The 25722-nt window shown below is 72.3% G+C and carries 22 protein-coding genes; 6 read left to right on the top strand and 16 right to left on the bottom strand.

Features of this window, described 5'->3' with window-relative positions:
• Nucleotides 1–4: 4 nt before the first annotated feature.
• Entirely contained in the window at nucleotides 5–1321 is a 1317-nt protein-coding gene (locus ACF07V_RS07235; RefSeq protein WP_392151960.1) for an ABC transporter substrate-binding protein, read from the bottom strand.
• Between the two features lie 170 nt (nucleotides 1322–1491).
• Between ACF07V_RS07235 and ACF07V_RS07230 the strand changes: the two genes are divergently transcribed.
• The gene (locus ACF07V_RS07230) at nucleotides 1492–2799 is read left to right on the top strand and encodes an ROK family protein (protein ID WP_392151958.1); all 1308 of its coding nucleotides are present in this window, start codon (nucleotides 1492–1494) and stop codon (nucleotides 2797–2799) included.
• A 21-nt stretch (nucleotides 2800–2820) separates the two neighbouring features.
• Here the strand turns inward: ACF07V_RS07230 and ACF07V_RS07225 are convergent, their stop codons facing one another.
• Entirely contained in the window at nucleotides 2821–4104 is a 1284-nt protein-coding gene (locus ACF07V_RS07225; protein ID WP_392151957.1) for a lectin, read from the bottom strand.
• Nucleotides 4105–4401: 297 nt separating this feature from the next.
• Between ACF07V_RS07225 and ACF07V_RS07220 the strand changes: the two genes are divergently transcribed.
• The gene (locus ACF07V_RS07220) at nucleotides 4402–6246 is read left to right on the top strand and encodes a ricin-type beta-trefoil lectin domain protein (RefSeq protein WP_392152377.1); all 1845 of its coding nucleotides are present in this window, start codon (nucleotides 4402–4404) and stop codon (nucleotides 6244–6246) included.
• Between the two features lie 236 nt (nucleotides 6247–6482).
• Here the strand turns inward: ACF07V_RS07220 and ACF07V_RS07215 are convergent, their stop codons facing one another.
• The gene (locus tag ACF07V_RS07215) at nucleotides 6483–6977 is read right to left on the bottom strand and encodes an Lrp/AsnC family transcriptional regulator (protein ID WP_392151955.1); all 495 of its coding nucleotides are present in this window, start codon (nucleotides 6975–6977) and stop codon (nucleotides 6483–6485) included.
• A gap of 201 nt (nucleotides 6978–7178) precedes the next feature.
• Here ACF07V_RS07215 and ACF07V_RS07210 point away from each other — a divergent pair, with 201 nt between their 5' ends.
• Both ACF07V_RS07210 and ACF07V_RS07205 read left to right on the top strand, forming a co-directional pair.
• The gene (locus ACF07V_RS07210; protein WP_392151953.1) at nucleotides 7179–8102 is read left to right on the top strand and encodes a DMT family transporter; all 924 of its coding nucleotides are present in this window, start codon (nucleotides 7179–7181) and stop codon (nucleotides 8100–8102) included.
• A complete protein-coding gene (locus tag ACF07V_RS07205) occupies nucleotides 8095–9300 on the top strand; it encodes an aromatic amino acid transaminase (protein WP_392151951.1) in 1206 nt (401 codons plus the stop codon). The genes ACF07V_RS07210 and ACF07V_RS07205 overlap by 8 nt, the downstream gene beginning before the upstream one ends.
• Nucleotides 9301–9308: 8 nt before the next feature.
• Here ACF07V_RS07205 and ACF07V_RS07200 read toward each other — a convergent pair whose 3' ends face one another.
• The 3 genes from ACF07V_RS07200 to ACF07V_RS07190 form a co-directional block, all read right to left on the bottom strand.
• Nucleotides 9309–10097: an HAD-IIA family hydrolase gene (locus ACF07V_RS07200; RefSeq protein WP_392151950.1), complete on the bottom strand. Its 789-nt coding sequence runs from the start codon at nucleotides 10095–10097 to the stop codon at nucleotides 9309–9311.
• 68 nt (nucleotides 10098–10165) lie between these two features.
• A complete protein-coding gene (locus ACF07V_RS07195) occupies nucleotides 10166–11731 on the bottom strand; it encodes a glycerol-3-phosphate dehydrogenase/oxidase (RefSeq protein WP_392151948.1) in 1566 nt (521 codons plus the stop codon).
• The gene (locus ACF07V_RS07190) at nucleotides 11728–12327 is read right to left on the bottom strand and encodes a TetR/AcrR family transcriptional regulator (RefSeq protein ID WP_392151946.1); all 600 of its coding nucleotides are present in this window, start codon (nucleotides 12325–12327) and stop codon (nucleotides 11728–11730) included. Before ACF07V_RS07190 ends, ACF07V_RS07195 begins: the two co-directional genes overlap by 4 nt.
• A gap of 74 nt (nucleotides 12328–12401) precedes the next feature.
• Between ACF07V_RS07190 and ACF07V_RS07185 the strand changes: the two genes are divergently transcribed.
• Both ACF07V_RS07185 and ACF07V_RS07180 read left to right on the top strand, forming a co-directional pair.
• Entirely contained in the window at nucleotides 12402–13997 is a 1596-nt protein-coding gene (locus ACF07V_RS07185; RefSeq protein ID WP_392151945.1) for an FAD-binding oxidoreductase, read from the top strand.
• A 60-nt stretch (nucleotides 13998–14057) separates the two neighbouring features.
• Entirely contained in the window at nucleotides 14058–14939 is an 882-nt protein-coding gene (locus ACF07V_RS07180) for a diacylglycerol/lipid kinase family protein (RefSeq protein ID WP_392151943.1), read from the top strand.
• A 59-nt stretch (nucleotides 14940–14998) separates the two neighbouring features.
• Here ACF07V_RS07180 and ACF07V_RS07175 read toward each other — a convergent pair whose 3' ends face one another.
• From ACF07V_RS07175 to ACF07V_RS07130, 10 genes are all read right to left on the bottom strand, one after another.
• Nucleotides 14999–15997, bottom strand: coding sequence for a pyridoxal-phosphate dependent enzyme (locus tag ACF07V_RS07175; RefSeq protein ID WP_392151941.1), 999 nt, complete (start codon nucleotides 15995–15997; stop codon nucleotides 14999–15001).
• Between the two features lie 84 nt (nucleotides 15998–16081).
• Nucleotides 16082–18046 (bottom strand): alkyl/aryl-sulfatase, encoded by a 1965-nt coding sequence (locus tag ACF07V_RS07170; protein WP_392151939.1) that lies wholly within the window; start codon nucleotides 18044–18046, stop codon nucleotides 16082–16084.
• A gap of 67 nt (nucleotides 18047–18113) precedes the next feature.
• Nucleotides 18114–18758, bottom strand: a complete 645-nt coding sequence (locus tag ACF07V_RS07165; protein ID WP_392151938.1) for a TetR/AcrR family transcriptional regulator — start codon at nucleotides 18756–18758, stop codon at nucleotides 18114–18116.
• Nucleotides 18759–18879: 121 nt separating this feature from the next.
• Nucleotides 18880–19182, bottom strand: coding sequence for a YkvA family protein (locus ACF07V_RS07160; protein ID WP_392151936.1), 303 nt, complete (start codon nucleotides 19180–19182; stop codon nucleotides 18880–18882).
• Between the two features lie 118 nt (nucleotides 19183–19300).
• On the bottom strand, nucleotides 19301–21121 hold the full coding sequence (locus ACF07V_RS07155; RefSeq protein ID WP_392151934.1) for a SulP family inorganic anion transporter: 1821 nt from the start codon (nucleotides 21119–21121) through the stop codon (nucleotides 19301–19303).
• A gap of 76 nt (nucleotides 21122–21197) precedes the next feature.
• On the bottom strand, nucleotides 21198–21590 hold the full coding sequence (locus ACF07V_RS07150) for a three-helix bundle dimerization domain-containing protein (RefSeq protein ID WP_392151932.1): 393 nt from the start codon (nucleotides 21588–21590) through the stop codon (nucleotides 21198–21200).
• Nucleotides 21591–21770: 180 nt separating this feature from the next.
• The gene (locus tag ACF07V_RS07145; protein WP_392151930.1) at nucleotides 21771–22091 is read right to left on the bottom strand and encodes a carboxymuconolactone decarboxylase family protein; all 321 of its coding nucleotides are present in this window, start codon (nucleotides 22089–22091) and stop codon (nucleotides 21771–21773) included.
• Between the two features lie 191 nt (nucleotides 22092–22282).
• Nucleotides 22283–22984: a FadR/GntR family transcriptional regulator gene (locus tag ACF07V_RS07140; RefSeq protein ID WP_392151929.1), complete on the bottom strand. Its 702-nt coding sequence runs from the start codon at nucleotides 22982–22984 to the stop codon at nucleotides 22283–22285.
• Nucleotides 22985–23069: 85 nt separating this feature from the next.
• Nucleotides 23070–24113 carry an ABC transporter permease gene (locus ACF07V_RS07135; protein ID WP_392151927.1) on the bottom strand — a complete coding sequence of 348 codons (1044 nt, stop codon included), beginning with the start codon at nucleotides 24111–24113 and terminating at the stop codon, nucleotides 23070–23072.
• A gap of 2 nt (nucleotides 24114–24115) precedes the next feature.
• The gene (locus tag ACF07V_RS07130; RefSeq protein WP_392151926.1) at nucleotides 24116–25702 is read right to left on the bottom strand and encodes a sugar ABC transporter ATP-binding protein; all 1587 of its coding nucleotides are present in this window, start codon (nucleotides 25700–25702) and stop codon (nucleotides 24116–24118) included.
• Nucleotides 25703–25722 lie beyond the last annotated feature (20 nt).

Raw genomic sequence — 25722 nt, 5'->3', positions numbered from 1 at the left:
CCGCCTACTTCTTCGGCATCTGCTGCTGGGCCTTGTCGAGCTTGGCCCGTACGGACTCGGTGGTGACCGGGCGGCCGGCGGCGGCGTCGGCGAAGAGCTCCTTCACCGCGGTGCCGACGACGGTCTCGAACTGGGACTCCTCGGGGACCTGCGGCAGTGCGGAGGCGCTCTTGGCGAGGGTGTCGCGGATGACCGCCAGCGACGCCGTGTTGAAGGCGGGGTCGGCCTGGGCGGACCTGACGGGCGGGACGGATCCGTACGTCTTGTTGAGGAGGATCTGCTCCTCGTCGCCGGTCATGAACTTCACGAACGCGAGGGCGCCGTCGAGGTTCTTGGTGTTCTTGAAGACGGAGATGTTGATGCCGGCGACCATGGAGTTGGTCCGGGCCCCCTGGCCGGGGGCGCCGGAGGCGACGGGGGCCGGGACGACGCCCCACTGGTCCTCGGACATGCCCTGGGCGGCGAAGGTCTGCTGGGGGGTCTGCCACAGGACCATGCCGGTGCGGTTCTTGGCGAAGTCGGCGAGCGACTGGTTCTGGGCGTACTCGGCGTTGCCGGGTGCGACGATCCTGTCGGCGGCCATCAGGTCGACGTACTGCTTGACGGCGGCGACGGCTCCGTCGGAGGTGAAGTCCGGCTTGCCGTCGGGGGTGAAGAAGTCGGCGCCGTGCTGTTTGCCCAGTACGAAGATCTGGTGGATGTTGTTGGCGAGGCTGGAGCCCTCGACCCCGATGCCCCACCTGCCGTCCTTGCTGAGCTTCCTTCCGGCGGCTTCGACCTCGTCCCAGGTGGTCGGCGGCTTGGCTATGCCCGCGTCGGCGAACATCTTCTTGTTGTAGTAGAGGGCGTAGGCCATGGAGTAGAGCGGTACGGCCGCCGGGTCCTTGCCGGGGGCCCCGGTGGAGCCGAGCGCGGAGTCGACGAAGCGGTCCCTGCCGCCGATCGTGGCGAAGTTCTTCTCGTCCCAGGGCAGCAGGGCGCCGGTCGCCTGGAGCGAGGCGCTCCAGGTGTTGCCGATGTTGAGGACGTCGGGGCCCTGTCCCGAGGTCGTGGCGGTCAGGATCCGGTTGAGCAGGTCGGACCAGGGGATGACCTCCAGCTTGACCTCGATGCCCGTCTGCTTCTCGAACTTGTCGAGCTCCGGCTGCAGGATCTTCTTGTCGGCCTCCAGGCTGGTGCCCTGGTTCGTGGCCCAGTAGGTCAGCGTCTTCGGACGGGAGTTGGATCCGCCCGAACCGCCGGTGCCGCCGCCGCAGGCGGTGGCGGCGAGGACGAGGGAGAGGGTGACGGCACCGGTGACGGCGGCTCTGCAACTGCGCATGGCTCCAGGGCCCTTTCAGGGACGACGGGAGGACCGACACCGTGGGCGGGCCCGGCCGCTTCCGGTCCATCGGCTTAATTTAGGACGTGAGTTAATCCCCGTGAGAAGGTCGCGTCAAGGCTTGGAATGCGGGTATGTTGCACCGAAGGACTTCAGAGACGGGAACCCACGTGGACGCGACAAGTGGCCGTACGGTGCGTGACCTGCGGCGCGAGAACCGCACCGCCGTACTGCGGAGGCTCTACTTCGACGGACCCATGAGCCGCCTCATGCTCGGGCCCGCGACCGGGCTCAGCTCCGGCTCCGTCAGCAACGTCGTGGCCGAACTCGTCGCCGAGGGCCTCGTCGAGGAGGCCGGCAGCGTCGACTCGGCGGGCGGACGTCCCCAGACCCTGCTGCGGGTCAGGCCCGACAGCGGCTGCATGATCGGTGTCGACGTCGGCGAGACCCGTGTCCGCGTCGAGCTGTTCGACCTCACCCTCACCGAACTCGCCCGTACCGACCGGGCGTTGCCGAGCTCCGGGCCGCGCACCTCCCGCTACGACGTGGATCTGGTCGTCGCCCATGTCCGCGACGGCATCGCCGAGGTGCTGCGGACCGCGGGCGTCGACCCCGACCGGCTCCTCGGCGTGGGCGTCGGCGTCCCCGGCATCGTCGCCCACACCCCTGACGACGGCGCCGTCGTCCACGGACAGACCATCGGCTGGGAAGCCGTCCCCTTCGAAGGCCGGCTGCGCCGGACCGTCGACCTTCCCGCCACCGTCCCCTACTGGATCGACAACGGAGCCAAGACCCTCGGCCAGGCCGAGATGTGGTTCGGCGCCGGTCGCGGCGCCCGCAGTGCCGTCACCGTCCTGTTCGGCTCCGGTGTCGGCGCCTGCGTCGTCACCGACCCGCTCGGACCCGGCCGCGCCCTCGAATGGGGCCATCTCACCGTCAACGTCCGAGGGCGCCGGTGCCGCTGCGGTGCCCGCGGCTGCCTGGAGGCGTACGCGGGCGCCGAAGCCCTCCTCGACCGCTGGCGCGAGGCGGGCGGCACCCCGCCGGCCGGCGCCGACGAGGAGACCGCCCTCGCCGCCATGCTCGCCGCCGCCTACCCCGACGAGTCCCGCACCGAACCCGACGCCACCGCCCTCACCGTCCTCGACGAGACCGCCGAGTACCTCGGCGCGGGCTTCGCCGACCTCATCAACCTCTTCCAGCCCGAGCGCATCCTCGTCGGCGGCTGGGCCGGCCTCCAGCTCGGCTCCCGCTTCCTCGACACCGTCACCCGGTACGCGACCGAGTACGCCCTGCGCTATCCGGCGAGCCGCACCACCGTGGGCCTCGGAACCCTGGGCCCCGAGGCGGTCACGGTCGGCGCGGCCCTTCTTCCGCTGGACGACTTCTTCGCCCGGGGCGGCCGCCGGCCGGAGACCGCCCCGCGCGCGCCGGCCCCCGCCTGGCAGACGGCGATCGCGGACCGTGTCACGCCCTGACGCCGCGCCGGGTCCGGGAACTCAGCCCACGGTCCATTTCTGGGCCGGGGTGCCGTTGCAGGTCCAGATCTGCAGCCGGGTGCCGTTCGCCGAGTTGCTGTCCGGCACGTCCAGGCACTTGTCCGCGGCGACGTTCACGATGTCCTTGGCCGCCTCGACACGCCATTTCTGGGCGCCGGTGCCGTTGCAGTCGTAGAGCTGGAGCTTGGCCCCGTCCGCCGTGGATCCGGCGGTGACGTCCAGGCACTTGCCGAGCGCGCGGATCGAGCCGTCGGCGTTCACGGTCCACTGCTGGGCCGCGGTGCCGTTGCAGTCGTAGAGCTGGACCGGGGTGCCGTTCGCGGGGTTCGCCCCGGCGACGTCGACGCACTTGCCGGCGAGGCCGGTGATCGGGCCGCCGGTTCCGGTCGGCGGGGCAGGCTGGTCGTTCGTGACCCGGACGTAGTCGACGGTCAGGGCGTTCGGCATCGGGGTGCTGCCGTCCGGGTCGCCCGGCCAGTAGCCGCCGACGGCGAGGTTGAGGATGAGGAAGAACGGGTGGTCGAACACCCACTGCCGACCGCCGAGATCGGCCGGTGTGCGCGTCTGGTAGGTGACGCCGTCGACCTTCCAGACCAGCTTGTCCGGCGCCCATTCGAGACGGAAGGTGTGGAATCCGTCCGCGAAGGGCGAGCCGATCGAGTAGCCGGCGCCGATGCCGCCCGAACCCGAGTAGCCCGGGCCGTGGAGGGTGCCGTGCACGGTGTTCGGCTCGAATCCGACGTTCTCCATCACGTCGATCTCGCCGCTCTGCGGCCAGCCGACGCTGCCGATGTCGTTGCCGAGCATCCAGAACGCCGGCCACATGCCCTGGCCGCGCGACATCTTCAGCCGGGCCTCGAAGGTGCCGTACGCCTGGGTGAACTTGCCGGACGTGTTGAGCCGGGCCGAGGTGTACTCGCAACGGCCGTACCAGCAGGCGTAGTTGCCGGGATTCTCGCGCCGCGCGGTGATCACCAGGTTGCCCTGGCCGTCGTGGACGGCGTTGCGGGTGGAGTTCGTGTAGTACTGCCGCTCGTGGTTGTTCACGTTGTCGCCGGTCTCCAGGTTCCACTTGGAGCCGTCGACCGGCGTGCCCGCCGGAGCGTTGAACTCGTCGCTGAACGTGGTGGCCTGGACGCCGGCTTCGGCCGCGGGCGCCGCGGCCGAAACCGGCGCCGCGAGCGTCGACGCCTGCGCCGTGGGGCTCACCAGAGCCGCCACCGTGGCGCATCCCAGGCCCAGGGCCAGGAGAAGCCGTGATCGTCGAGAGGGGGGTGCGGACATCGTTGTCACCGCCGACAGTCGGAGGGGTGAGAGATGGCAACGAAGAGTGCCATTGTCTGGACCAAGTCGACAAGAGCTTGAGCCGAATCCGCTCTCAACCAGCTTACTGCGTTCGGGAGTTGTATGCGGAAGGGGTTGACGTGTGCGAGGGGCCTCCATAGCTTCACACCTTAAGGAAAGCCCGAAGGCCTGGGCCCTCATCGAAAGGTCTGTCAGGTGCATTACAGAAGCAGCTCCTGGTTCGGCTCCTGGTCCGGCGCCCGCCGCGGGCGCCGCCCGCGCCGCCTCGCCGCCCTCGTGACCGGCGCCCTCCTCGCGAGCGGCCTGGTCATGACCGGTCCCGGCGTGGCCGAGGCCACCGGCGAGCGGGTCGACGTCTGGCTGACCACCACCTCGGACGCCGGCGGACGGACCGTCACACGGGGTCTCGCCCCGCAGGCACCGATCGCCTTCGGCCCCTCCGGCGGCAGCGCGAACCGCACCATCACCGTCGACGAGAACACCACCTACCAGCAGTTCGAGGGCGGCGGCGCGTCGATCACCGACACCACCGCCCACCTCCTGCGCGGCGGCGCGATCAGCGCCGCCACCCGCGACGAGGTCATGCGCAAGCTCTTCTCACCGACCGACGGCATCGGCCTCTCCTTCGTCCGCAACCCGATCGGCGCCTCCGACCTCTCCCGGCCCGGCAACGTCTCCCTCGACGACACCTGCTGCGACCTCGCCGACTTCGGGACCAACGGCTACGACACCGACGTGCGGCTGCTCACCGTCCAGGCCAAGCAGCTCAACCCGGCGCTCCGGCTCAAGGCCGTGCCGTGGAGCGCGCCCGGCTGGATGAAGGACAACGGTCGGATGGACCAGATGGGCTGGCTGAAGTGGGAGTACTACCCGCTCTACGCCCAGTACCTGGTGAAGTACATCCAGAGCTACCAGGCGGCCGGCGTCAAGGTCGACTACCTGTCCGTGCAGAACGAGCCGAACTGCTGCCAGGCGGGCAATCCCACCGCCATGAACTACCCGGGCATGAGCTGGAACCCCTCGGGTCTGGCCGAGTTCACCAAGAACCACGTCTACCCGGCCTTCCGGGCCGCCGGGATCACCACCAAGATCCTGGTCCACGACTGGAACTACGGCGACTACGCGAACTTCGGCTCCGGCGTGCTCGACGACGCGGGCGTCCGCAACGATCCGCTGTTCGGCGGCATCGCCTGGCACGGCTACTCCGGCGACCCCGCCGTCGGCAGCCACGTCCACGACCAGTACCCGACGGTCAGGCAGTTCAGCACCGAGCACTCCGGCGGCACCTGGATCGCCGACCAGCACAACGAGGACCTGAAGGACATCGTCGGCTACGCCCGCAACTGGAGCAGCAGCCTGACGAAGTGGAGCCTGGCGCTCAACCAGGACATGGGCCCGCACAACGGCGGCTGCGGCACCTGCACGGGGCTGATCACGGTCCAGGAGGGCGGCCCGCGCGCCGGGCAGGTCGACTACACGATCGAGTACTACACGACCGGCCATCTCACCAAGTTCGTGCGCCCCGGCGCGTACCGCATCGCCTCCACGGCCGACTCCACCGTGCAGAACGTCGCCTGGCGCAATCCCGACGGCTCCAAGGCGCTCATCGCCCACAACGGCGGCGCCTCCGCGCAGTCCGTCCGCGTCGACTGGGGCGGCCAGTCCTTCACGTACAGCCTGCCGGCCCGCACCACGGCCACCTTCACCTGGTCCGGCACGACGGCCGGCGCACCGACGGGACCGCTGACCGGTCTCGCCGGGAAGTGCCTCGACGTGGCCGGCGCGGCCACGGCCGACGGCACCCCGGTGCAGCTGTACACCTGCAACGGCACCACGGCCCAGCGGTGGGCGCTCGCCGCCGACGGCACCGTCCGGGCGCTCGGCAAGTGCCTGGACGTGACCGGGGGAGCGACCGCGGACGGCACCAAGGTGCAGCTCTACACCTGCAACGGGACGGGCGCACAGCGCTGGTCGTACGACGCCGCCACGCACGACGTCGTCAACACGGCCTCCGGCAAGTGCCTCGACGTGACCGGCAACACCTCGGCGGACGGGACCCGCACCCAGATCTGGTCCTGCACGGGCGCCGCCAACCAGAAGTGGACCCACCAGCCTTCCTGACGGGCCGGCGGCACAGGGGGCGAAGGAGCCGGATCCCCGGGGGACCGTCCCCGGGGATCCGATGTCAGGGGTGAACCGTCGTGCGGGGCCGGATCAGCCGACCGACCACCGCTGCAGGGCCTAGCCGCCGTCGACGTCGGCGCACAGGCCCGACCTGACGTTGACGAGCTCGTCGTCCGCGACAGCACGTGCCCGCCCCGGTCCGCGGGGGCGTGAGCGCTACCTCCTGCGCCGCCTCACCTGCCGGTGGGGTCGGCCTTGGGCCGCGACGGGACGCCCGGTCGTGGATACACCCTTGACTGTTTGACGCTGCCGAAGGCGAAGCTGGACTCGATCGACGCGATGCCCGGGATGGCGTGGATCCGGGTGCGTACGAGGGCTTCGTACGCCTCCAGGCTCTCGATGACGACCCGCAGCAGATAGTCGCTGCTGCCGGCCATCAGATAGCAGTCCTGGATGTGGTCGATGAGGCCGATGTGCTCCTCGAACACGTTGACGGCCTCGGCGGTGTGGCGCTCCAGCCTGATCCGTACGAAGACGGTGATCGGCAGGCCGAAGGCGACCTGGTCCACGGTGGCCGTGTAGCCGCTGATCAGGCCCGACTCCTCCAGGCGGCGCACGCGGCGCAGACAGGGGGAGGGGGACAGGCGGATCCGGTCGGCGAGGTCCTGGTTGGTCAGGCGGCCGTCCGCCTGCAACTCGTGGATGATCTGGAAGTCCACGGCGTCCATCGTCACTCCTTGGCAGATTCTGCCCCCACGCTATGTTCAGAGGGCAGAACTGGCAATCGTCTGCCCCGGCGCAAGGTCTAGCGTTGCTTCTCGGGGCAAACGCCGGTTTTCGGTTCGCCCGTATGTTCAGAGCGGGAGGAATCGTCGGTGGTCGCACCACAATCGGTCGCGTCGGAATCGGTAGGGACGCCAGGTCCGGGGGTGCCCGCGGCCGCCCGCGCCCGGGGTCTGTCCCCGCAGGGCGTGGGCATGGTCGCGCTGGTGCTCACCGTGGTGATCTGGGCCGCGTTCGCCCTCAGCGCCCGTGCGCTGAGCGCCTCCACGCTGCTGCCCGCCGATGCCGCATTGCTGCGGTTCGGCGTGCCCCTGGTGGTCCTGGCGCCCGCGCTGTGGCGGCGCAGGCGCCGGCTGGCCGCGGTACGGCCCGGCCCCGCACTCAAGATCGTCTGCGGCGCGGGCGTGCCCTTCTTCCTCGCCGCCATGTACGGCGGATCGCTGACGTCGGCCGCCTTCGTCGGGGCGATCGTGCCCGGCATGGTCCCGCTGTTCGTCTCCGCCCTCATGGTCGCCGGCGGGAAGCGCGCGCCGCGCGGGACGCAGGCGGCCGGGCTCGCCCTCATCGTGGCCGGGATCGTGGCCCTGGTCTGGCGCTACACCGCCGCCCTCGACGCCGACGTCCTGCTCGGTACGGGAACGCTGCTCGTCGCCAGCGGTCTGTGGGCGCTCTACACCGTGGGGCTGCGCGAGGTGGACCTCGACCCCGTCGGGTCGATCGGCCTGCTGTGCCTGCCGTCCTTCACGGTCATCGCGCTCCTGGCCCTGACCGGCGTCCTGCCCACCGGCCTCGCCCGGGCGGCCGGCGGCGACATCGCGCTGTTCCTCGTCGTCCAGGGCCTGGGCGTCGGTCTCTGCGCCGGTCTGCTGTACGCGTTCGCCATCCGCCGACTCGGCCCGGAACGCAGCTCGGTCGTCGGCAGCCTCAGCCCGGTCGCCGTCGTCCTGCTCGCCATCCCCCTGCTCGACGAGTCGCCGACCCTGCCCGTCGTGGTCGGCGTCCCCCTCATCACCCTCGGCGTCGCACTCGCCAACCGGCGCCCCCGAACCAAGGTTTCCCCCGATGCTTGAGCTTCTTCCCGCCCCGCCCGTGGACCCGCTGTGGGACCTGACGGCCGAGTTCGCCGCCGACCCGCGTCCCGAGCGCCTCGACCTCGTCCTCGGCGTCTACCGCGACGCGAGCGGGGTCACCCCGGTCATGGCGGCGGTCAGGGAGGCCGAGATACACCTGGCGGAACGTTCCGGCACCAAGGAGTACCTCGGCCTGTCGGGCAACACCGCCTTCAACCGGGCCATGCTGTCGCTCGTACTGGGCTCCGAGGAGCTGACGGGACGCGCGACGGGCGTCCAGACCGTGGCCGGCACCGGGGCCCTGCGGCTCCTCGCCGACCTCGTCCAGCAGACGCGCCCCGGCGCCACCGTGTGGATCAGCGACCCCGCGTACGTCAACCACCGCCCCATCCTGGAAGGCGCCGGGCTCACCGTCCGGACCTACCGGTGGCGCGACGACAGCGGCCGGCCGGACACCGGGGGCATGCTCGACGACCTGGCCGGCGCACGCCGCGGCGACGTCGTCCTGCTGCAGGGCTGCTGCCACAACCCCACCGGCGTGGACCCCTCCTTCGGCACCTGGGAGGAGCTCGCCGCACTCGCCGCGGCGAACGGCTGGGTCCCCTTCGTCGACCTCGCCTACCACGGCCTCGGCGACGGCCTCGCCGCCGACCTGGCACCGACCCGGATGCTGGCCGAACGCCTCCCCGAGGTGCTGATCGCCGTCAGCTGCTCGAAGAACTTCGGCCTCTACAGCGACCGCACCGGATGCGCCATCGTCCTCGGCTCGTCGAAGCGGACCCTGCGGCACGTCGAGACCGCCCTGCAGAACGCCGCCCGCACCCTGTACTCGATGCCGCCCGACCACGGTGCCGCGATCGTCGCCACCGTCCTGGACGACGAGCGCCTGCGCGCGGAATGGCTCGCGGAACTCGACGCGATGCGCCACCGGATCACGGCCAACAGGACCGACCTCGTCGCCCACCTCCGCGCCCTCGGGCACGAGGAGGAGGCGCGGTCCCTCGCCGGCCAGAAGGGCATGTTCTCGATGCTGCCCCTCACGCCGGACGGGATGCGCCGGATGCGCCGCCGGTCCGGCATCTACGGCACGGCCGCCGGGCGCATCAACATCGCGGGCGTCCCGGCACACCGGATCCCGTTCCTGGCCCACGGCATCGCCACCGCCCTGCGGACGCCGCACACCGCCCCGTCCGTCTGAGCCGCCGGCTACCCGGCGCCGAGCAGGGCGGGCAGGTCGGCGAAGGAGTCGAGGACGTGGTCGGGCGTCCCCGAGGCGGCGCGGAGCGTCTCGGGGAGGTACTTCCCCGTCCTCACCAGGACGCCGGTGATGCCGGACCGCTGGGCGGCGAGCACGTCGGACTCGATGTCGTCGCCGACCATCAGCGCCTGCGCCGCGCCGACGCCGAGATGATCGAGGGCGCTCGCGAAGAACGCCGGAGCCGGCTTGCCCGTCACCTCCGCCTCGACGCGGGCGGCCTTCTCGAGCCCTTCCAGGAAGGCCCCCGTGTCCAGGTCGAGCCCGCCCTCGGTGCGCCAGAACAGATTCCGGTGCATCGACACCAGCCGTGCCCCGCGCTGCAGCTGCCGGAACACCCGGTTGAGCGCCTCGTAGCCGAACTCGGCCCCCGCGCCCCCGAGCACGACGACGTCAGCGTCTTCTGCGTCTCCGTCCCCGACGAGCGTGACGCCGGCCAGGTCGTCCCGTACGTCCCCGCTGTTGAGCAGCAGGCAGCGCGCACCGGCGAAGTGTTCCCGCAGATACGCCGCCGTCGCCGCCGGCGCGGTCAGGACGTCCCCGGCGTCGACGGGAAACCCGAGCCCGTCCAGCCGCGCGGCGATGGCGGCCCGCGTCCGTGACGTGTTGTTGGTGAGCAGCGCCACCCGCAGCCCGGCCTCGCGCACCTGCTCCAGGGCCCGGACCGCCCCGGGCAGCGCCTTCCAGGACACGGTGAGGACGCCGTCGATGTCGATCAGGGCAGCCCGGATTCGCTCCATGCCCCGACGGTAGCCCCGGGGCCGCCGCCCCGCCGCCCGCTTGCGACCCCGGCGCGTCCCTCGATCCGTTACACCGGCGCCGCCCGGTCCAGAGCCTCGCGGGCCGCTTCTTCGGCGATGCCGCGGTCCTCCGGGACCAGACCGATGCGGGTGCGGCGGTCGAGGAGGTCGGAGGTGTCGAGGGCGCCTTCGTGGCGGACGGCCCAGACCAGTTCGGCTCCCGTGACGGGGTGGCCGGGCACGACGGGCTCGGCGAGGGCGGGGTCGGCGAGACCGAGGGCGTGGACGGCCGGGGCTTCGGAGCCGTAGCGCTGTACGAGGCGGGGCGGGACGTCGAGACCGGCGAGGGTCTGCGGGCGGGCCGCGCCGACGAGGGGGACGGAGGCGGTACGGCACGGGCCGGCGGTCAGTCCGCGGGCGGCCACGGCCGCGTCGACGGCGTCCTGGGCCATGCGGCGGTACGTGGTCAGCTTGCCGCCGACGACGGTGACGATGCCGTCGGGCGAGGTGAGCACGGCGTGCTTGCGCGAGATGTCGGCGGTGCGGCCCTCCGAGTCCTGGGTGTCGAGCAGGGGCCGCAGTCCGGCGAAGGCCCCGACCACGTCGGAACGGTGGACGGTGACGTCGAGGGCGGAGCCGAGGACGTCGAGGAGGAAGCCGATGTCGGTCTCGGGGACCTCCGGCACGTCGGGGACGTCGCCGTCGACGGGCTCGTCGGTGAGGCCCACGTACACGCGTCCGTCGCCCTGGGGCAGGACCAGGACGAAGCGGTTCGTCTCGCCGGGGATCGGGATGTGCAGTCCGGCGGAGAGCCGGCCGAGGGTTTCGGAACGCAGGACGAGATGGGTGCCGCGCGAGGGCCGGAGGCGTACGTCGTCGACGAGGCCGCCCGCCCAGACGCCGGCCGCGTTGATCACCGTACGGGCACGGACGCGCAGCTCCTGGCCGGTGGTCTCGTCGCGCACCAGCGCGCCGTCGCCGTGGAGTTCCAGGGCCCGGGCGCGGGTGACGACCCGGGCGCCGTGGGCGGCCGCGGTGCGGGCGATCGCGGTCACCAGGCGTGCGTCGTCGGAGAGCTTGCCGTCCCAGGAGAGCAGTCCGCCGCGCAGGCCGACGGGGCGCAGGGCCGGGGCGAGGTGGCGGGTCTCGACGGCCGACAGCGTGCGCGGCTGCGGCAGCGTGCGGCGCGAGGTGCGGGCGGAGACGCGCAGCAGGTCGCCCGCGACGAATCCGGCGCGGGCGAGGGCGGCCTGGCCGCGGCTGACCAGCGGGGTGAGGGGCAGCACGAAGGGCTGGGCGCGGACGAGGTGCGGGGCGGTGCGTTCCATGAGGATGCCGCGTTCGACAGCGCTCTCGTGGGCGACGTCGAGCTGTCCGGACGCGAGGTAGCGCAGCCCGCCGTGGATCAGCTTGGAGCTCCAGCGGGAGGTGCCGAACGCGAGGTCGTGGGCGTCGATCGCGGCGACGCTGAGCCCGCGGGTGGCGGCGTCGAGGGCGGCTCCCGCTCCCGTGGCGCCGAGCCCGACGACGAGGACGTCGACGACGTCGCCGTCGGCGAGCCGGGCCAGTTCGGTCCGGCGCCGCTCGGCATGGAGGGAGGAGCCGGGCAGGGCGGTGCTGCTCGTGGGGTTCACGGGGTGAGGGTCCTCTCCAGCAGGGTGCGCAGCTCGTCGAGAAAGGCGGCTTCGCTCAGTTCGGGATCGGTCTCGTCGGCCATGGTGCGCAGCGAGAGCGTGAAGGACTGGACGACGAGCAGCAGGGACCGGGCCTGCAGGTCGGACTGGACGCGGCGTACGGAACCGTCCTCGTGCCCTTCGTCCAGCGCCGTGACGAGGAGCCCGAGCAGGGCGTCCTGGCTGGCCCCCCGCCGGTCGAGGACGTACGGCAGCAGCAGTTCGGGGTCGACGTCGAGGATCTTCCGGAACAGCGGATGGGCCCGGAACGCGGCGACTCCCGCGACCAGCCCCTCGACGATCCGGGAGCGTTCGGGCCGGTCCTCGTCGAAGGGCGGCATGGCGCCGGCGGCGACGGCGATCCATTCCCGGGTCATCAGGTCGCCGACCAGGGTGCGCACATCGGGCCAGCGCCGGTACAGCGTCATCCGCGACACGCCGGCCCGCCGGGCGACGTCGGTGAGGGTGGTCCGTCGTACTCCGACGGCGAGCACGCAGTCGCGTGCGGCGTCGAGCACGGGATCTGCGTCCACATGGTTGTGACGAATGGGCGTCATCTGTCACAGTGTAATACCAGCGCGGGCCGAACGGCAGCGCCGTCCGTGAAACAGACCGTGAGGAACCTCTCGAAGTGGACATGTTGTGGAGCGGCTGGGGCGACCCGGCCAAGGCGGCGCCCCTGCCCGAATCGGTGACCGGGCTCCTGCGGGACCTGCTCGGCGTCACCCCGCGCGAGAGCGGTCCTTCCGCCCTCGCCGACATCGACGTCCCCGCCGCGGCACTGACCGACGAGGCGAGCGGTGCGCTGCGTGCCGCCGTCGCCGCCCCCGACGGTCTGCGGGACGACCCCGAGAGCCGCATCCGGCACACCCGGGGCAAGTCGACCCCCGACCTCCTGCGCATCCGCGCCGGCGAGGTCGCCGACATCCCCGCCGCCGTCGTGCTCCCCGGCAGCCACGACGAGGTCCTCGCCGTGCTGCGCGCCTGCGCGGACCACGGCCTGTCCGCCGTCCCGTTCGGTGGCGGCACCTCCGTCGTCGGCGGCCTCGCGCCCACCACGAAGCGGCCGTTCGTCGCCCTCGACCTCCGCCGCCTCGACCAGCTCCTCGCCGTCGACGAGGTGTCCCGCACCGCGACCCTGCAGCCCGGTCTGCGCGGCCCGCAGGCAGAGGCGCTCCTCAACGCCCAGGGCTGGACGCTCGGCCACTTCCCGCAGTCCTTCGAATGGGCCACCATCGGCGGCTTCGCCGCGGCCCGCTCCAGCGGTCAGGCCTCGGCCGGATACGGCCGCTTCGACGAGATGGTCGTCGGCCTGAAGGTCGCCACCCCCGAAGGCACGCTGTGGAGCGGCCGGGCCCCGCGCTCCGCCGCCGGCCCCGACCTGCGCCAGCTGATCCTCGGCTCCGAGGGCGCCCTCGGCGTGATCACGTCGGTGACCGTACGCATCCGCCCGCTGCCGCAGAAGCGGATCTACGAGGGCTGGCGCTTCGCCACCTTCGAGGCCGGTACGGCGGCACTGCGCCGCCTCGCCCAGGACGGCCCGCGGCCCACCGTGCTGCGACTGTCGGACGAGTCCGAGACCTTCATCGGACTGGCGCAGCCGGACGCCATCGGCAACACCGAACTCCCGCAGAACCCGGGCTGCATGGCCATCGTCGGCTTCGAGGGGACCGAGGCCGACACGGCCGCCCGCCGCGCCGCCGCCCGCGAGGTCCTCCTCGCCTGCGACGGCGAGTTCATCGGGGAGGAGGCCGGCGACAAGTGGGAGCACGGCCGCTACAACGCCCCCTACCTGCGCGACGCGCTGCTCGACGCGGGCGCCTTCGCCGAGACGCTGGAGACGGCCGCCTTCTGGTCCGCGATCCCCGGCCTGTACACGGCGGTACGTGACGCGCTGACCAGCACCCTCACCGAGGCCGGCACCCCGCCGCTCGTCATGTGCCACATCTCCCACACGTACGAGAACGGCGCCTCGCTCTACTTCACCGTCGTCTCCGCGCAGGGCGAGGACGCCGTCGCGCACTGGGCGCCGGTGAAGCGGGCGGCGAACGACGCGATCCTGGCGGCGGGCGGCACCATCAGCCACCACCACGGCGTCGGCACCGACCACCGCGACTGGTACTCCCGCGAGATCGGCCCCCTCGGCATCCGCATGCTGCAGGCGGTCAAGGCCGAGGTCGACCCGTCCGACGTGCTCAGCCCCGGGGTCCTGATCCCCGTCCGCTGAGCGCCCCCTCCCGCACCGCTCCCTCCCGAACCCCCCTTCTGCCGTCCGGAGGCCAGATCCATGCGACAGTTCACCGCCGTCGTCAACCCCACCGCAGGGGGTTCCAGCGGTACGGCGGGCCTGCTCCCGCTGGCCCGGCTGCTGCGGGAGGCGGGCGCGCGGCTCGACACCGTCTACAGCCGCAGCCTGGAGCACGCGCAGGAACTCGCCCGGGAGGCCGGGGCGAAGGGGCACATCGTGCTCGCCGTCGGCGGTGACGGCATGGCCGGCACCGTCGGTGGCGCGCTCAGTGGCACGGACACCGTCTTCGGCCTGGTCCCCGCGGGCCGCGGCAACGACTTCGCGCGCGCCCTGGGGCTTCCCACCGACGCCCCGGGCCTCGCCAAGGTGCTGCTCGAAGGCGAACCGCGGGCCGTCGACACCATCGAGGTGGAGTCCGCCCAGCACCAGGGGACCTGCGTCCTCGGCAGTGTGTACGCGGGTGTCGACGCGGTGGCCAACCGCCACGCCAACGCCTCCCGTCTGCTGCGCGGCGCGGCCTCCTACTACGCCGGCGGCCTCCGGGCGGTCCTCGCCTGGAAGCCCGCCGCGTACCGCATCACGATCGACGGGATCCGGCACGAGCGCACCGGCTACACCGTGGTCGCGGCCAACTCCGGCTTCTACGGATTCGGGAGGAACATCGCGCCGGGCGCGCGTCTCGACGACGGCCTCCTCGACGTCGTGGTGATCAAGGAGGCGCCCAAGCGTCTCTTCTTCGCCATGATGAACGAACTGAAGACGGGCGCGCACGTGAACCGTCCCCAGATCGAGATCCTGCGCGGGAAGGAGGTCCGCATCGAAGCCGACCGCCCCCTGCCGTACGGCGCGGACGGCGAGGTCGACGCGACCCTGCCGGTGACCCTCAGGGCGAGGCCCGCCGCCCTCCGCGTCCTGGCCTGACGACAGCCCGGAGCCGCCCGGACCCGGTCCCGGCGGCGTCACGGCCCGGAGGGCAGGCCCTAGCGGGGCCCGTGGGTCTGCAGGAAGACCACCGGGCCCCCGTCCAGTCGGCCGGCCGCGTCCAGGTCGAGCAGGGCCGCGAGCGCCTTGGCGGTGTAGGTGCGTTCCAGGGTCAGCCCGGCCTGCGCCGCCGCGCGGGCGAGCGCCTGGTCGCCCGCGGTGGTGGGGTGCGCGTAGCCGTCCCCCAGCCAGGCGGTCTCGGTGCGGATCGCGGCGGGCCCGATTTCGACGCCGCCCAGGTCGGCGCCCCGGGCCCTGAGCAGGACCGTGGACCGGCGGGCCAGCCCGAGGAGGGTGGCGGAGTCCAGCCGCAGCGTGTCGTTGACCACGACACCGAGGACACGGGTACGCAGCCCGGCGAGCCGCAGTCCGAGGGCCAGCCCCGCGGCGGTGCCGCCGGATCCCACGGCGGTGACGAGCCACGCCGGCTCCGGCAGCTCCCCGGCCTCCACCTGCGCGCCCAGCTCCAGCGCCGTCTCGACGGCGCCGAGCGTACCGAGCGGCGAGGAGCCGCCCGCCGGGAGGTAGTACGGCGGAGTGAGACGGTGGGTGTGCCGGGTGAAGAGCCAGGGCGCGGCGAGGATCAGCCTCGCCTTGGTGTGCAGGAAGTGCAGCGTGGCGCCGGAGGCGCGCAGCCGTTCCAGCTGGGCCCGCACATGCTCGTCCACCGGGTGGTCGATCAGACCCAGCGCCACCCCGAGCCCCAGCTCCCGGGCGTACCGGGCGGTGGCGAGCCCCCAGTTGGTGCCGAGGCCGCCGACCGTGAGGATGGTCCTCGCGCCGCGCCGCCGGGCCTCCGGCAGCAGCCACTCCAGCTTGCGGACCTTGTTGCCGCCCCAGCCGCCCGAGCCGTATCCGCTCTCGTCCTTGATCCACAGCTCGGAGTGCTTGCCCAGTCCGGGCAGCGGCCGGACCGGCGTGGGTGCCTCGCCGAGCCGGAGGAAGGGCAGCGACCCTGCCAGTTCGGGGCAGCGCCGGTGCAGCAGCGGAGGGGGCATGGGGGAGACGGTAGAGCACCGGGCCGCCGACCGGACCGGCTTCGGCGTCGACTGCCGTGAACGTCCGGTTCGGCGCCGGTCTGTTCACGGGGTCACGATCGGGAACTCCGGCTCGGGGCTGTCGAGGACCGCGAGCAGCCGCGGCAGGAGCGTGCGGTCGCCGGTCATGACGATGCCGTCGGTGCCCTTTCCGGCGAGGAGCGAGATGAGCTGGGGCTTGGTCATCGTCAGGGTCAGGCCCGCGTCGGGCGCGGGGCGGTTGTCCGTGGTCCAGGTGAGCAGGCCGTTGGCGAGGCGCAGGTGCCAGTAGTCGGAGCCGATGCGCCAGTCCATGGCGATCCCCAGCGGCCAGGCCTTCGGGCCGTCGACGCGGACGGCGAGGCTGTCGATGATCTGGCCGACGCTCAGCGCCAGGTACATGTCGGGGCCGAGGGTGGCGGTGGCGTGCGGGGTGATGCCGTGCAGGAGTTCCTGGGCTCCGGTGAGGTAGAAGTTCCGCCACACCGCGTTCTCGACGGCCTGGCCCAGGCGGGTGTAGAGCGCGGCGAGCTGTCGCTTGGCCCGGCCGTCCTCGGGGTCGTTGAAGACGGCGTGGTTGAGGAGCGTGACGGCGAAGCGCAGCTCGCCCCGGTCGGCGTAGTGCCGGGCGCGGGCGCGGACCGCGGCCTGGCCGCCCAGGGACTCCACCCAGAGGCGGGCCTGCTCGACGGGCGGGTGTTCCCACAGGTGCGCCGGGTTGCCGTCGAACCAGCCCATGTACCGCTGGTAGACGGCTTTGACGTTGTGGCTCAGCGAGCCGTAGTAGCCGCGATTGGCCCAGACGCCTTCGAGTGGTGGCGGCAGCCGGAAGGTCTCCGCGATCTCGGTGCCGGTCATGCCCCGGTTGATCAGCCGGACGGTCTGGTCGTGCAGGTAGCCGTACAGGTCCCGTTGGTGGGTGAGGAGGCCGATGATGGCGTCGTTGCCCCAGGTGGGCCAGTGGTGCGAGGCGAAGGCGACGTCGGCGGTGCCTTCGTAGAGACCGATGGATTCCGTGAGGTAGCCGGCCCACGCGTGGGCGTCGCGCACCTGGGCGCCGCGCAGGGTGAGGATGTTGTGCATGGTGTGGGTGGCGTTCTCCGCCATGCACACCGCGCGCAGGTCGGGGAAGAGGAAGTTCATCTCCTCCTGGCATTCGGTGCCGGGGGTCATCTGGAAGCGGATCCGCACCCCGTCGAGGACGACCTCCTCTCCCGTGCTGCCGATGAGCCGCGTGGGGGCGATGAGTCCGACGGTGCCGAGCGAGACCGTGAGGCCGAGCCCGCAGCCGACCTGCGCGCCCCCGTTCTTGGGGAGCGTGGAGCCGTACATGTAGGCGGCGCGGCGCGCCATCGCGGTGCCGACGTACACGTTCTCGCTGACCGCGTGCTCCATGAAGCCCTCGGGCGCGAGGACGGGCACGTCCCCGGCGCCGTGCGGCAGCACGCCCCGGCAGCCGCCGAAGTGGTCGACGTGCGGATGGGTGTAGATCATCGCGCGGACCGCGCGGTCGCCGCGGTGGGCGCGGTAGAGCCGCAGGGCCGCGGCGGCGGTCTCGGCGGAGATGAGCGGGTCGATGACGATGATGCCGGTGTCGCCCTCGACGATCGTCATGTTGGACAGGTCGAGGCCCCTGACCTGGTAAATGCGATCGGTGACCCGGTACAGGCCCTGGCGCGACAGCAGCCGCGCCTGTCGCCACAGGCTGGGGTCGACGGTGTCGGGTCCGGCCTTGCCGCCCTCCGCGTCGGCGAGGAAGCGGTAGGCGTCGGGGTCCCAGGCGGTCTTCCCGGCAGCGGTGGTGATCGGTCCGTCCGTGAACGCGGCGATGAACCCGCGGTCCGCGTCGGTGAAGTCGGCCTCGTCCTCGTACGGGAGTCCGTCGGTGCGCGTGGGGGTCCGCGACTCCTGGGGCAGATGCCCGCTCCCGGCGAGCGCCTGGGCGGTCTGCGGGTTCAGGGAGACGGAGGCGGCCGCGGCGCCCATCGCGGCGGCGGCCGCGACGAAGCCGCGCCGGTTCATCGGGGTCATGGCAGGGTCACGTCCTTCTCGGCTCTCGGTGAGGACGCCCACTATTGCAGTCTGACTGCAATACGAGTCAAGGGGTGTGCGGCACGACGTTCAGGAGCGCCCGCAGCGTGCGGTCGATCGCAGCCCGGGCAGCGGTCTCGTCGAGCCCTCGACGGGACCGCAGATGGTCCCAGGCCGCCCAGGACGAGGCGGCCTCCAGCGAGTCGAGCAGGCCTCCGGGCGCCTCGGCCTCCGGCATCTGCCCCAGCTCCGGCGCGAACACGGCGGCGAGGTCCGCCCGGAACCAGGCGTCGCCCTCCGCCATCACCCCGCGAAGGCCGGGCGAGTCCGGTTCCAGGCCGAGCCCGATCCTGCGGATCGGCGTCATCACCTCGTACATCCGGCCGCGCTGTGCCACGAGCGCCCCCACCTTGCGTGCCGTCTCCCACACGGGCGGTACGGGCTCCGCGTGGGCGCGCCACCGCTCGGCCTGTCGCCGGGCAGCCGCCACGTACAGCGCCTCGCGGTCGGCGAAGTGCACGAACACCGTCCGCTCGGACACCCCCGCCCGCTCCGCGATCGCCTTCCTGGTGGGTTCACGCCCGCTCTCGGAGATCAGCCGGAGCAGCGCGTCGAGCAGCGCCGCATACGTCCACTCCGGGTCCCGCCGACGCCGCCCCCGCGCGCCCGCGTCCGCAGGTCCGGGGCCCTTCTCCGCCTCTGTGTCGCTCACCGGCCCATCGTGGCAGAACGGCACCGGCGGGGCGGACGGCACCGGCGGGGCGGACGGCACCGGCGGGGCGGACGGTTCCGGGCCGGCCGTCGCCGGTGAGCCCGATCGGTCCGTACCCGGGTCACGTGCCGTACGCTCCGGGCCCTCCGGAGTCCGCCCCGCGCCGGGCGGCCGCCGCGTGCAACGCCCGCAGGGCGATCAGGAGGACACCGACGTCGTCGAGGTAGACCGGGTCCGGGATCAGGTCGATCGGCGAGACCGTGTAGACCACCGCGGCCCAGAACAGGGCCTTCGACTGCAAGGGGACACCGGCGTCCAGGAGCAGCCTTCGCGCCCGGAAGACGCGGACGAGCAGAACGGCCGCGAATCCCGCCACGACGAGCACGAGAACCACGGCCACGATGAGCCAGAGGGAGCTGTCCATGCTGCTCTCCTGCCCGCTAGCGGTCCAGGCCGCGCCGGTCGTCCGCGGCTCTCACAAGGCTACGACGCCGGGCCCGCTGCGCGGCTCACCGGCGGTCCCGTGGTCGAGACCGGCACGGTCACTGCTTGCCGGTGCCGGTGCCGGTGCCGGTGTCGGTGTCGGTGGGTGGCGGTTCGGCGTCACCGGGGCCGGGCTCGACGGGCGGGGGCGGGCCCGGGGTGGCCGGGGGAGCCCACTGCGCCCCGGTGCGCAGACGGAAGGCGGCGACCGCCGCCTCCACGGTCGGGAAGAAGTGCCGGGGGTCGATGGTGCGGGTGAGCTCGTACCGTTCGATCTTGCGGCGCACGGGGTCCTTGAGCTCGGCGAACACGAGGTGGACGCCGTCCGCGTTGAGCGTCTCGTCGAGCTCTTCGAGGACGTCGGCGGCGGTGGTGTCCACGTCGGTCATGGGCTCCGCCGCGATCACGATCCAGCTCGGCCGCGGGTCCGCCGCGGCCAGGCGCCTGATCTCGTCGCGGAAGGCCTTGGCGTTGGCGAAGAGGAGCGGCGCGTCGAACCGGTAGACGACCAGGCCCGGCAGCTGCCGGGCCTGCGGGTACGAGCGGATGTCGTGGTAGCCCTCAAGACCCTGCACCAGACCCAGCACGGTGTGGTACGGCCACCAGACGCGGCGGAAGACGTTCAGCACGGACAGGGCGACGGCGATGCCGATCCCGGGCAGCACACCGAGCAGGGCCACGCCCAGGAACGCCGCGCAGCACAGCAGGAAGTCCGTCCGCCGCTGCCGCCACAGCCGCACGGCCCCCGGGATGTCGGCCAGGGACAGCGACGCCGTGATGACCACGGCGGCGAGGGCCGGCTGGGGGAGATTGCGGAACAGGCCGGGAGCCAGCACGAGCATGAGGACGATGAGAACCGCTCCGGCGACCCCGGTCAGCTGGCTCCTGGCTCCCGCGCGCTCCGCCACCGCCGTGCGGGAACCGCTCGTGCTGACCGGGAAGCCCTGGAAGAGACCGGCCGCCAGGTTGGCCGCACCGATGGCCGCCATCTCCTGGTTGCCGCGGACCTCCTGTCCGGTGCGCGCCGCGAAGGCCGACGCGTTGGAGATCGTGTCCGCCAGGGACACCAGAGCGATGCCGAGCGCACCGCCGAGCAGCAGCGACAGGTCGGCGAGCCGCACCTCGGGGATCGTGAACGGGGGGAAGCCCTCCGGCAGTTCTCCGACCAGGCCGACGCCGTGCCCGCCCAGATCGAAGACCGTGGCCGCGGCGATCGCCAGGACCACCATCACGAGCACGGCGGGGACCTTCGGCAGCAGGCGTTGCAGGACCAGGATCAACGCGATCCCGCCGCAGCCGACCGCCGCGGCTGCCGGCACGGCCGCCCCGTCGGCGAGACCGCGCACGAAGCCGGCGCATTCGCCGATCAGGTCGTCCGCCTCGACCTTGAAGCCGAACAGCTTGGGCAGTTGACCGACCAGAATGGTCAGGGCCAGGCCGTTCATGTAGCCGATCATCGTCGGCTTGGAGATCAGATCCGCGACGAAGCCGAGCTTCGCCACCGAGGCCAGGATCATCACGCCCGCCACCATGAGCGCGAGGACCGAGGCCAGCGCGACGGCCCGCGCGGGGTCCCCGTCGGCCGCCACCAGGGGCAGCACGGTGGCGGCGATCATCGGCCCCAGCGAGGAGTCCGGGCCCAGCACCAGGATCCGGGACGGCCCGCACACCGCGTAACCGAGCAGGCAGAGAATCGTGGTGTACAGCCCGGTGATGGGCGGCAGCCCCGCGAGCTCGGCGTACGCCATGCCCTGCGGCACCAGGAGCGTGGTCAGGACGACTCCCGCCACCAGGTCCTTGACCAGCCACTCCCGCCGGTAGGACGACGCGGCACGGACCCCGGGAACGGCCCGCAACCGGGCGAGAGGCCTGCGGCTCATGCGGTGGATGGTCACGGACCGTCCCTCCGATCGGTCCGGCCGGAGCCTGTCCGGCTTCCCGTCCGGCCGAGCGGCCTCAGTCCCTGTCCGGTCCGGGGCTCGCCCGGCCTGTCTCGGGGTCCGCCCGGCCGTCGCGGGCCTGACCGGGGGCCGTGCGGGCGGCGGCGTCGAGCGCCCTCCTGGACCGGCGCTCGACCAGGATCGGGACGTACGCTCTCACCCTGGCCTGGCGGAACGACTCGTACGCCGCCCTGACCGTCGTCTCGACGGCGACCGCGTCCAGCGAGGGGTAGGCGGCCCCCAAGCGTGCCACCGTTTCCCGGATGGACACGAGTTCGTCCTGCGAGCCGGATGACAGGAGGTCGGCCGGCCCTTCCGGATCGGGGCGCTCGACCGGCTCGGAGTAGCTGGTCACACGTTCGACGGGAAGGTAGGCGTCGGCTTGAGGGGGCTGTTCGTCGACTGTCATGGGGGCACTGATCTCATGTCCTACGACCTCCAGACCGCAGAACCGCAGGTCTCGACGTCGCCACGAAAAGGTCCGTCACGCTGATTGTCTGCTGGCCCGCACAAGATCGCCCTCCGAGGGCGCGGGAAGCGGTGGGGTCCCGCCGTCAGGGGCGTGCGCCGGCCTCCCGGCCCGGCCGCGTCAGCCTTCCGCGTCGAGCTCGGCGACGGCGATGGCGACGCCGAGCGCCGAGGTGATGTTGCCGGCTGCCGTCATGACCCTGGCCGTACCCACGATGGGGGCGATGGCGACCAGCACGTCCTGCAACTGCTCGATGGTGAGTCCGGCCTTGAGGGCGGGATCGACGTGGGCGAGATAGGAGACCGGAGGAGCGTCGGAGGCGGCGAGCGCCGCGATACGGGTGAGCAGGAGCATGTCCGGGGCCAGCCCGCACCGCTCCAGCGAGTCGTCCGTCATGGCGAGGATGGTGTCCAGAACAGGGGTGTCAGATGCAGTGGACATGTCGAACTGTCCTCCTGGAACGGCCCGGTTGGGGGGGCGGGATGAAAGGGGGATGCCCGCGGACCACCACCGGCACGCCCTGCCTTCAACTCTAGAACCCCTCCTGAACCCGCGCGCGGGATGTGTGCCCGTGCCGACCACGGTGGGCGGGCGGCCGTGGGACGGGGGTGTGCCGGGCCCGCCGCGGCCGGTCAGTCGTCGATGGATCCCAGGGAGTCGTCGTCCAGGCTGGCCGCCAGCCACTGCTCGACGGCGCTGATGTGGGTGGTCGCGGCGGAGACGGCGAGCAGGGTGTCCCGTGCCTCCAGTGCGCGGAGGATCTCCTCGTGGTCCTTGTGGGCGTTCTCCAGGGCGTGGCTGGTCCGGCTGCCGCGCATGATGCGTACGCGCTGGGTACGGGTGGAGAGCACGGACAGCAGCATCGACAGCACCGGGTTGCCGACGGCCTCGACGATCCTGAGGTGGAAGGCGATGTCGTGGGCGACGAACTCCTCGACGGTGGCCGCGGAGCGGCACTGGTCGAGGAGGTGCCGCAGTTCGCGCAGGTCGTCCGGTCGCAGCAGGGCGGCGGCGAGTCCGGTGGCCTGCGGTTCGAGGAGCCTGCGGACCTGGAGCAGCTGCAGGGCGGTCTCCCCCTGGGAGACGTCGGCAGCGAAGGAGAGACTCTCGAGCAGCAGGTGGGGCTCCAGGCTGGAGACGTACGTGCCGTCGCCCTGCCGGGTGATCAGGATCCGCATGGCGGTCAGAGCCCGGACGGCCTCGCGCAGCGAGCTGCGCGACAGGCCGAGCTGTTCGGCGAGGACCTCTTCCCTGGGGAGGCGGGAGCCGGGTGCGAGTTCGCCGGTGACGATCATCGCCTTGATCTTGTCGATGGCCTCGTCGGTCAGTGCCACGCGTGTGTCTCTCCAAGCCGGGTGCGTACGGGCGGCGGCTCCGCCCGCCCGTCGCGGGCCGGGCGGAGCCGTTCGTGGGGTGAGGCTATTCCTGCTTCTCGCCGGAGGCGAAGCGGGAGATGACCAGGGCGACGATGATGATGAGGCCGTTGAGGAACTGGTTCCAGAGGGGCGGTACCCCCGCCAGCGTCATGACGTTGACGACGAGCTGGAGGGTCAGGACACCCGTGAGGGCTCCGAACACCGAGCCCTTGCCGCCGTTGAGGCTCACGCCGCCGATGACGGTCGCCGCGAAGACCTGGAAGATCCAGCCGCTGCCCTGGGTCGCGGAGATGGAGCCGTAGTGGCCGCTGTAGAGGATGCCGGCGAACGCGGCGAGCACACCGCCGACGACGAGGGCGATCCACACGCTCCGTTCGACGCGGATGCCGGCGGTGCGGGCGGCCTCGGGGTTGCCGCCGATCGCGTACAGGGCCCGCCCGTGCCGCAGCCAGGCCAGCGCGCTGCCGCCGATGGCGAAGAGCGCCGCGCAGACCCAGATCGCGGCGGGCACGCCGAGCCAGGACGCCTTGCCCAGATAGGTGAAGGACGGCGGCAGGTCGATGATGGACTGGCCCTCGGACAGCGCGACCTGGAGGCCGCGCAGCATGGTCAGGGCGCCCAGCGTCACGATGAAGCCGTTGAGGCGCAGTTTGAGGATCAGGAAGCCGTTGACGGCGCCGATCAGCGCGCCGACGAGCAGGCACAGGGGCACGGCCGTCCACGCGGGAAGGAGTCCGAGACCGCTGAACCGGCCTCCGGTGGTGGGCAGGACCAGCCAGACGGCGACGAGGGGAGCGACGCCGATGGTCGACTCGAGGGAGAGGTCCATCCGCCCGCAGATCAGGATGAACGTCGTGGCGAGGACGAGCAGGCTCAGTTCGGTGGACTGCTGGGCGACGCCGATGAGGTTGTCGGCGGTGAGGAAGGCCGGCGAGACGATGAATCCGATCAGGCCGAGCACCAGGATGGCGGGGACGAGGGACAGCTCACGGAAGCGGCCGAGGTCGACGCGGCGGCGCGCGGGGCCCGCGGCGGCCGGCTCCGCCGCGCTCGTCGCGGGCTCGGTGAGATCTGTGGTGGCGGACATGACTACCTTCCGTGCTTGTCGGTGCCGGGTGCGGGGGATGCGGTGCCGGTGTCGGCGACGCCCTCGATGGCGGCGACGACGTCCTCGTCCTTCCAGCCGCGCCGGAACTCGGCGACCACCCGGCCGTGGAACATGACGACCACCCGGTCGCAGACCTTGAGGTCGTCGAGCTCGTCGGAGACGATCAGCGCGGCCCTGCCGCCGTCGGCGACCCGTCGGATCCTGCCGAGCAGGAACTCCTTGGACTTGACGTCGACGCCGTTGGTGGGCCGGATGGCCACCAGGACGTGGGGGTCGGTGGCGAGGGCGCGGGCGACCACGACCTTCTGCTGGTTGCCGCCGGAGAGGGCGGAGACAGGGGTGGCGGCTCCCGGGGTCTTGATGTCGAGATCCCGGATCATGCGCCGGGCGAAGACCTTCGTCCGGGAGGGCAGCACCGTGCCGAACGGGCCGAGCTGATCGGTGACGGTGAGCGTCGCGTTCTCCGCCACGCTGCGGTCGTTCACCAGGCCCTGGAGATGGCGGTCCTCGGGGACCAGACCGACCCCGGCGGCGAGCGCGGACGGCACGCTGCCGGTGCGTACGATCCTGCCGCCGGCCGAGATCGTGCCGCCCTTGGCGCGATGCAGACCGGCGACGGCCTCGCCCACCCGCACGTTGCCGCTGGCCGCCGAACCGGCGAGCCCCACCACCTCGCCCGAGCGGACCGAGAGCGACAGCTCCTCGCAGGCACCGGGCAGGGTCAGCGCGTCGATCGTCAGCAGCTCCGCCGAGCCGGCCGCCACCGCCGGGGCCGCGCCCCCGGCCGGGGGCGTGAGGGAGGCGGACTCGCCGGTCATGGCCTCGACCAGCGCCTGACGGCCGAGCCGGGCCACCGGCGCGGTGAGGACGTGCGCCGCGTCGCGGTAGACCGTGACCGTGCTGCAGAGGTCGTACACCTCCTGCAGGTGGTGGGAGATGAAGAGGAAGGCGACGCCCTGCTCCTGGAGGTCGCGGAGCTTGTCGAAGAGGCGCCCGATGCCACGGGCGTCGAGCTTGGCGGTCGGCTCGTCGAGGATGATGAAGCGGGCGCCGAAGGACAGTGCCCGGGCGATCTCGACGAACTGCCGCTGCTCGACGGTGAGGTCCTTCGCGCGTGCGGAGGGGTCGACCTCGACGCCGTACTCGCCGAGCAACTCCTCCGCGCGGACCCGGAGCTGCTTCCAGCGGATCCGCCGCAGCGGGCCGGCGCTCTGTCGGTTGAGGAAGAGGTTCTCGGCGACCGTGAGCTCGCCGATGACCGTGGAGTGCTGGTAGACGCAGGCGACGCGGGACCGCCAGGCGTCGATGTCGCCGACGGCGGGTGCCGGTGTGCCCGAGAAGCGCAGGGATCCGGTGTCGGGTCGCTGGAGTCCGGTGAGGACGGACACGAGCGTCGACTTGCCGGCGCCGTTGCGTCCGACCAGGGCGTGCGACTCGCCCGCCGCGACGCTGATGCGGGCGTCGCGCAGGGCGACGGTCGCGCCGAACCGTTTGGTGATGCCGGTGGCCTCGGCCACCGGGGCCGGGTGCCCGGGCACTGTCGCCGGGGCGGTCGCGGTGTCCGCCATGGTGGATACCGTCCTTCGTG

Source organism: Streptomyces sp. NPDC015661 (genome assembly GCF_043077765.1).
Taxonomy (GTDB): domain Bacteria; phylum Actinomycetota; class Actinomycetes; order Streptomycetales; family Streptomycetaceae; genus Streptomyces.
This window is presented reverse-complemented; position numbering and strand designations above follow the sequence as displayed.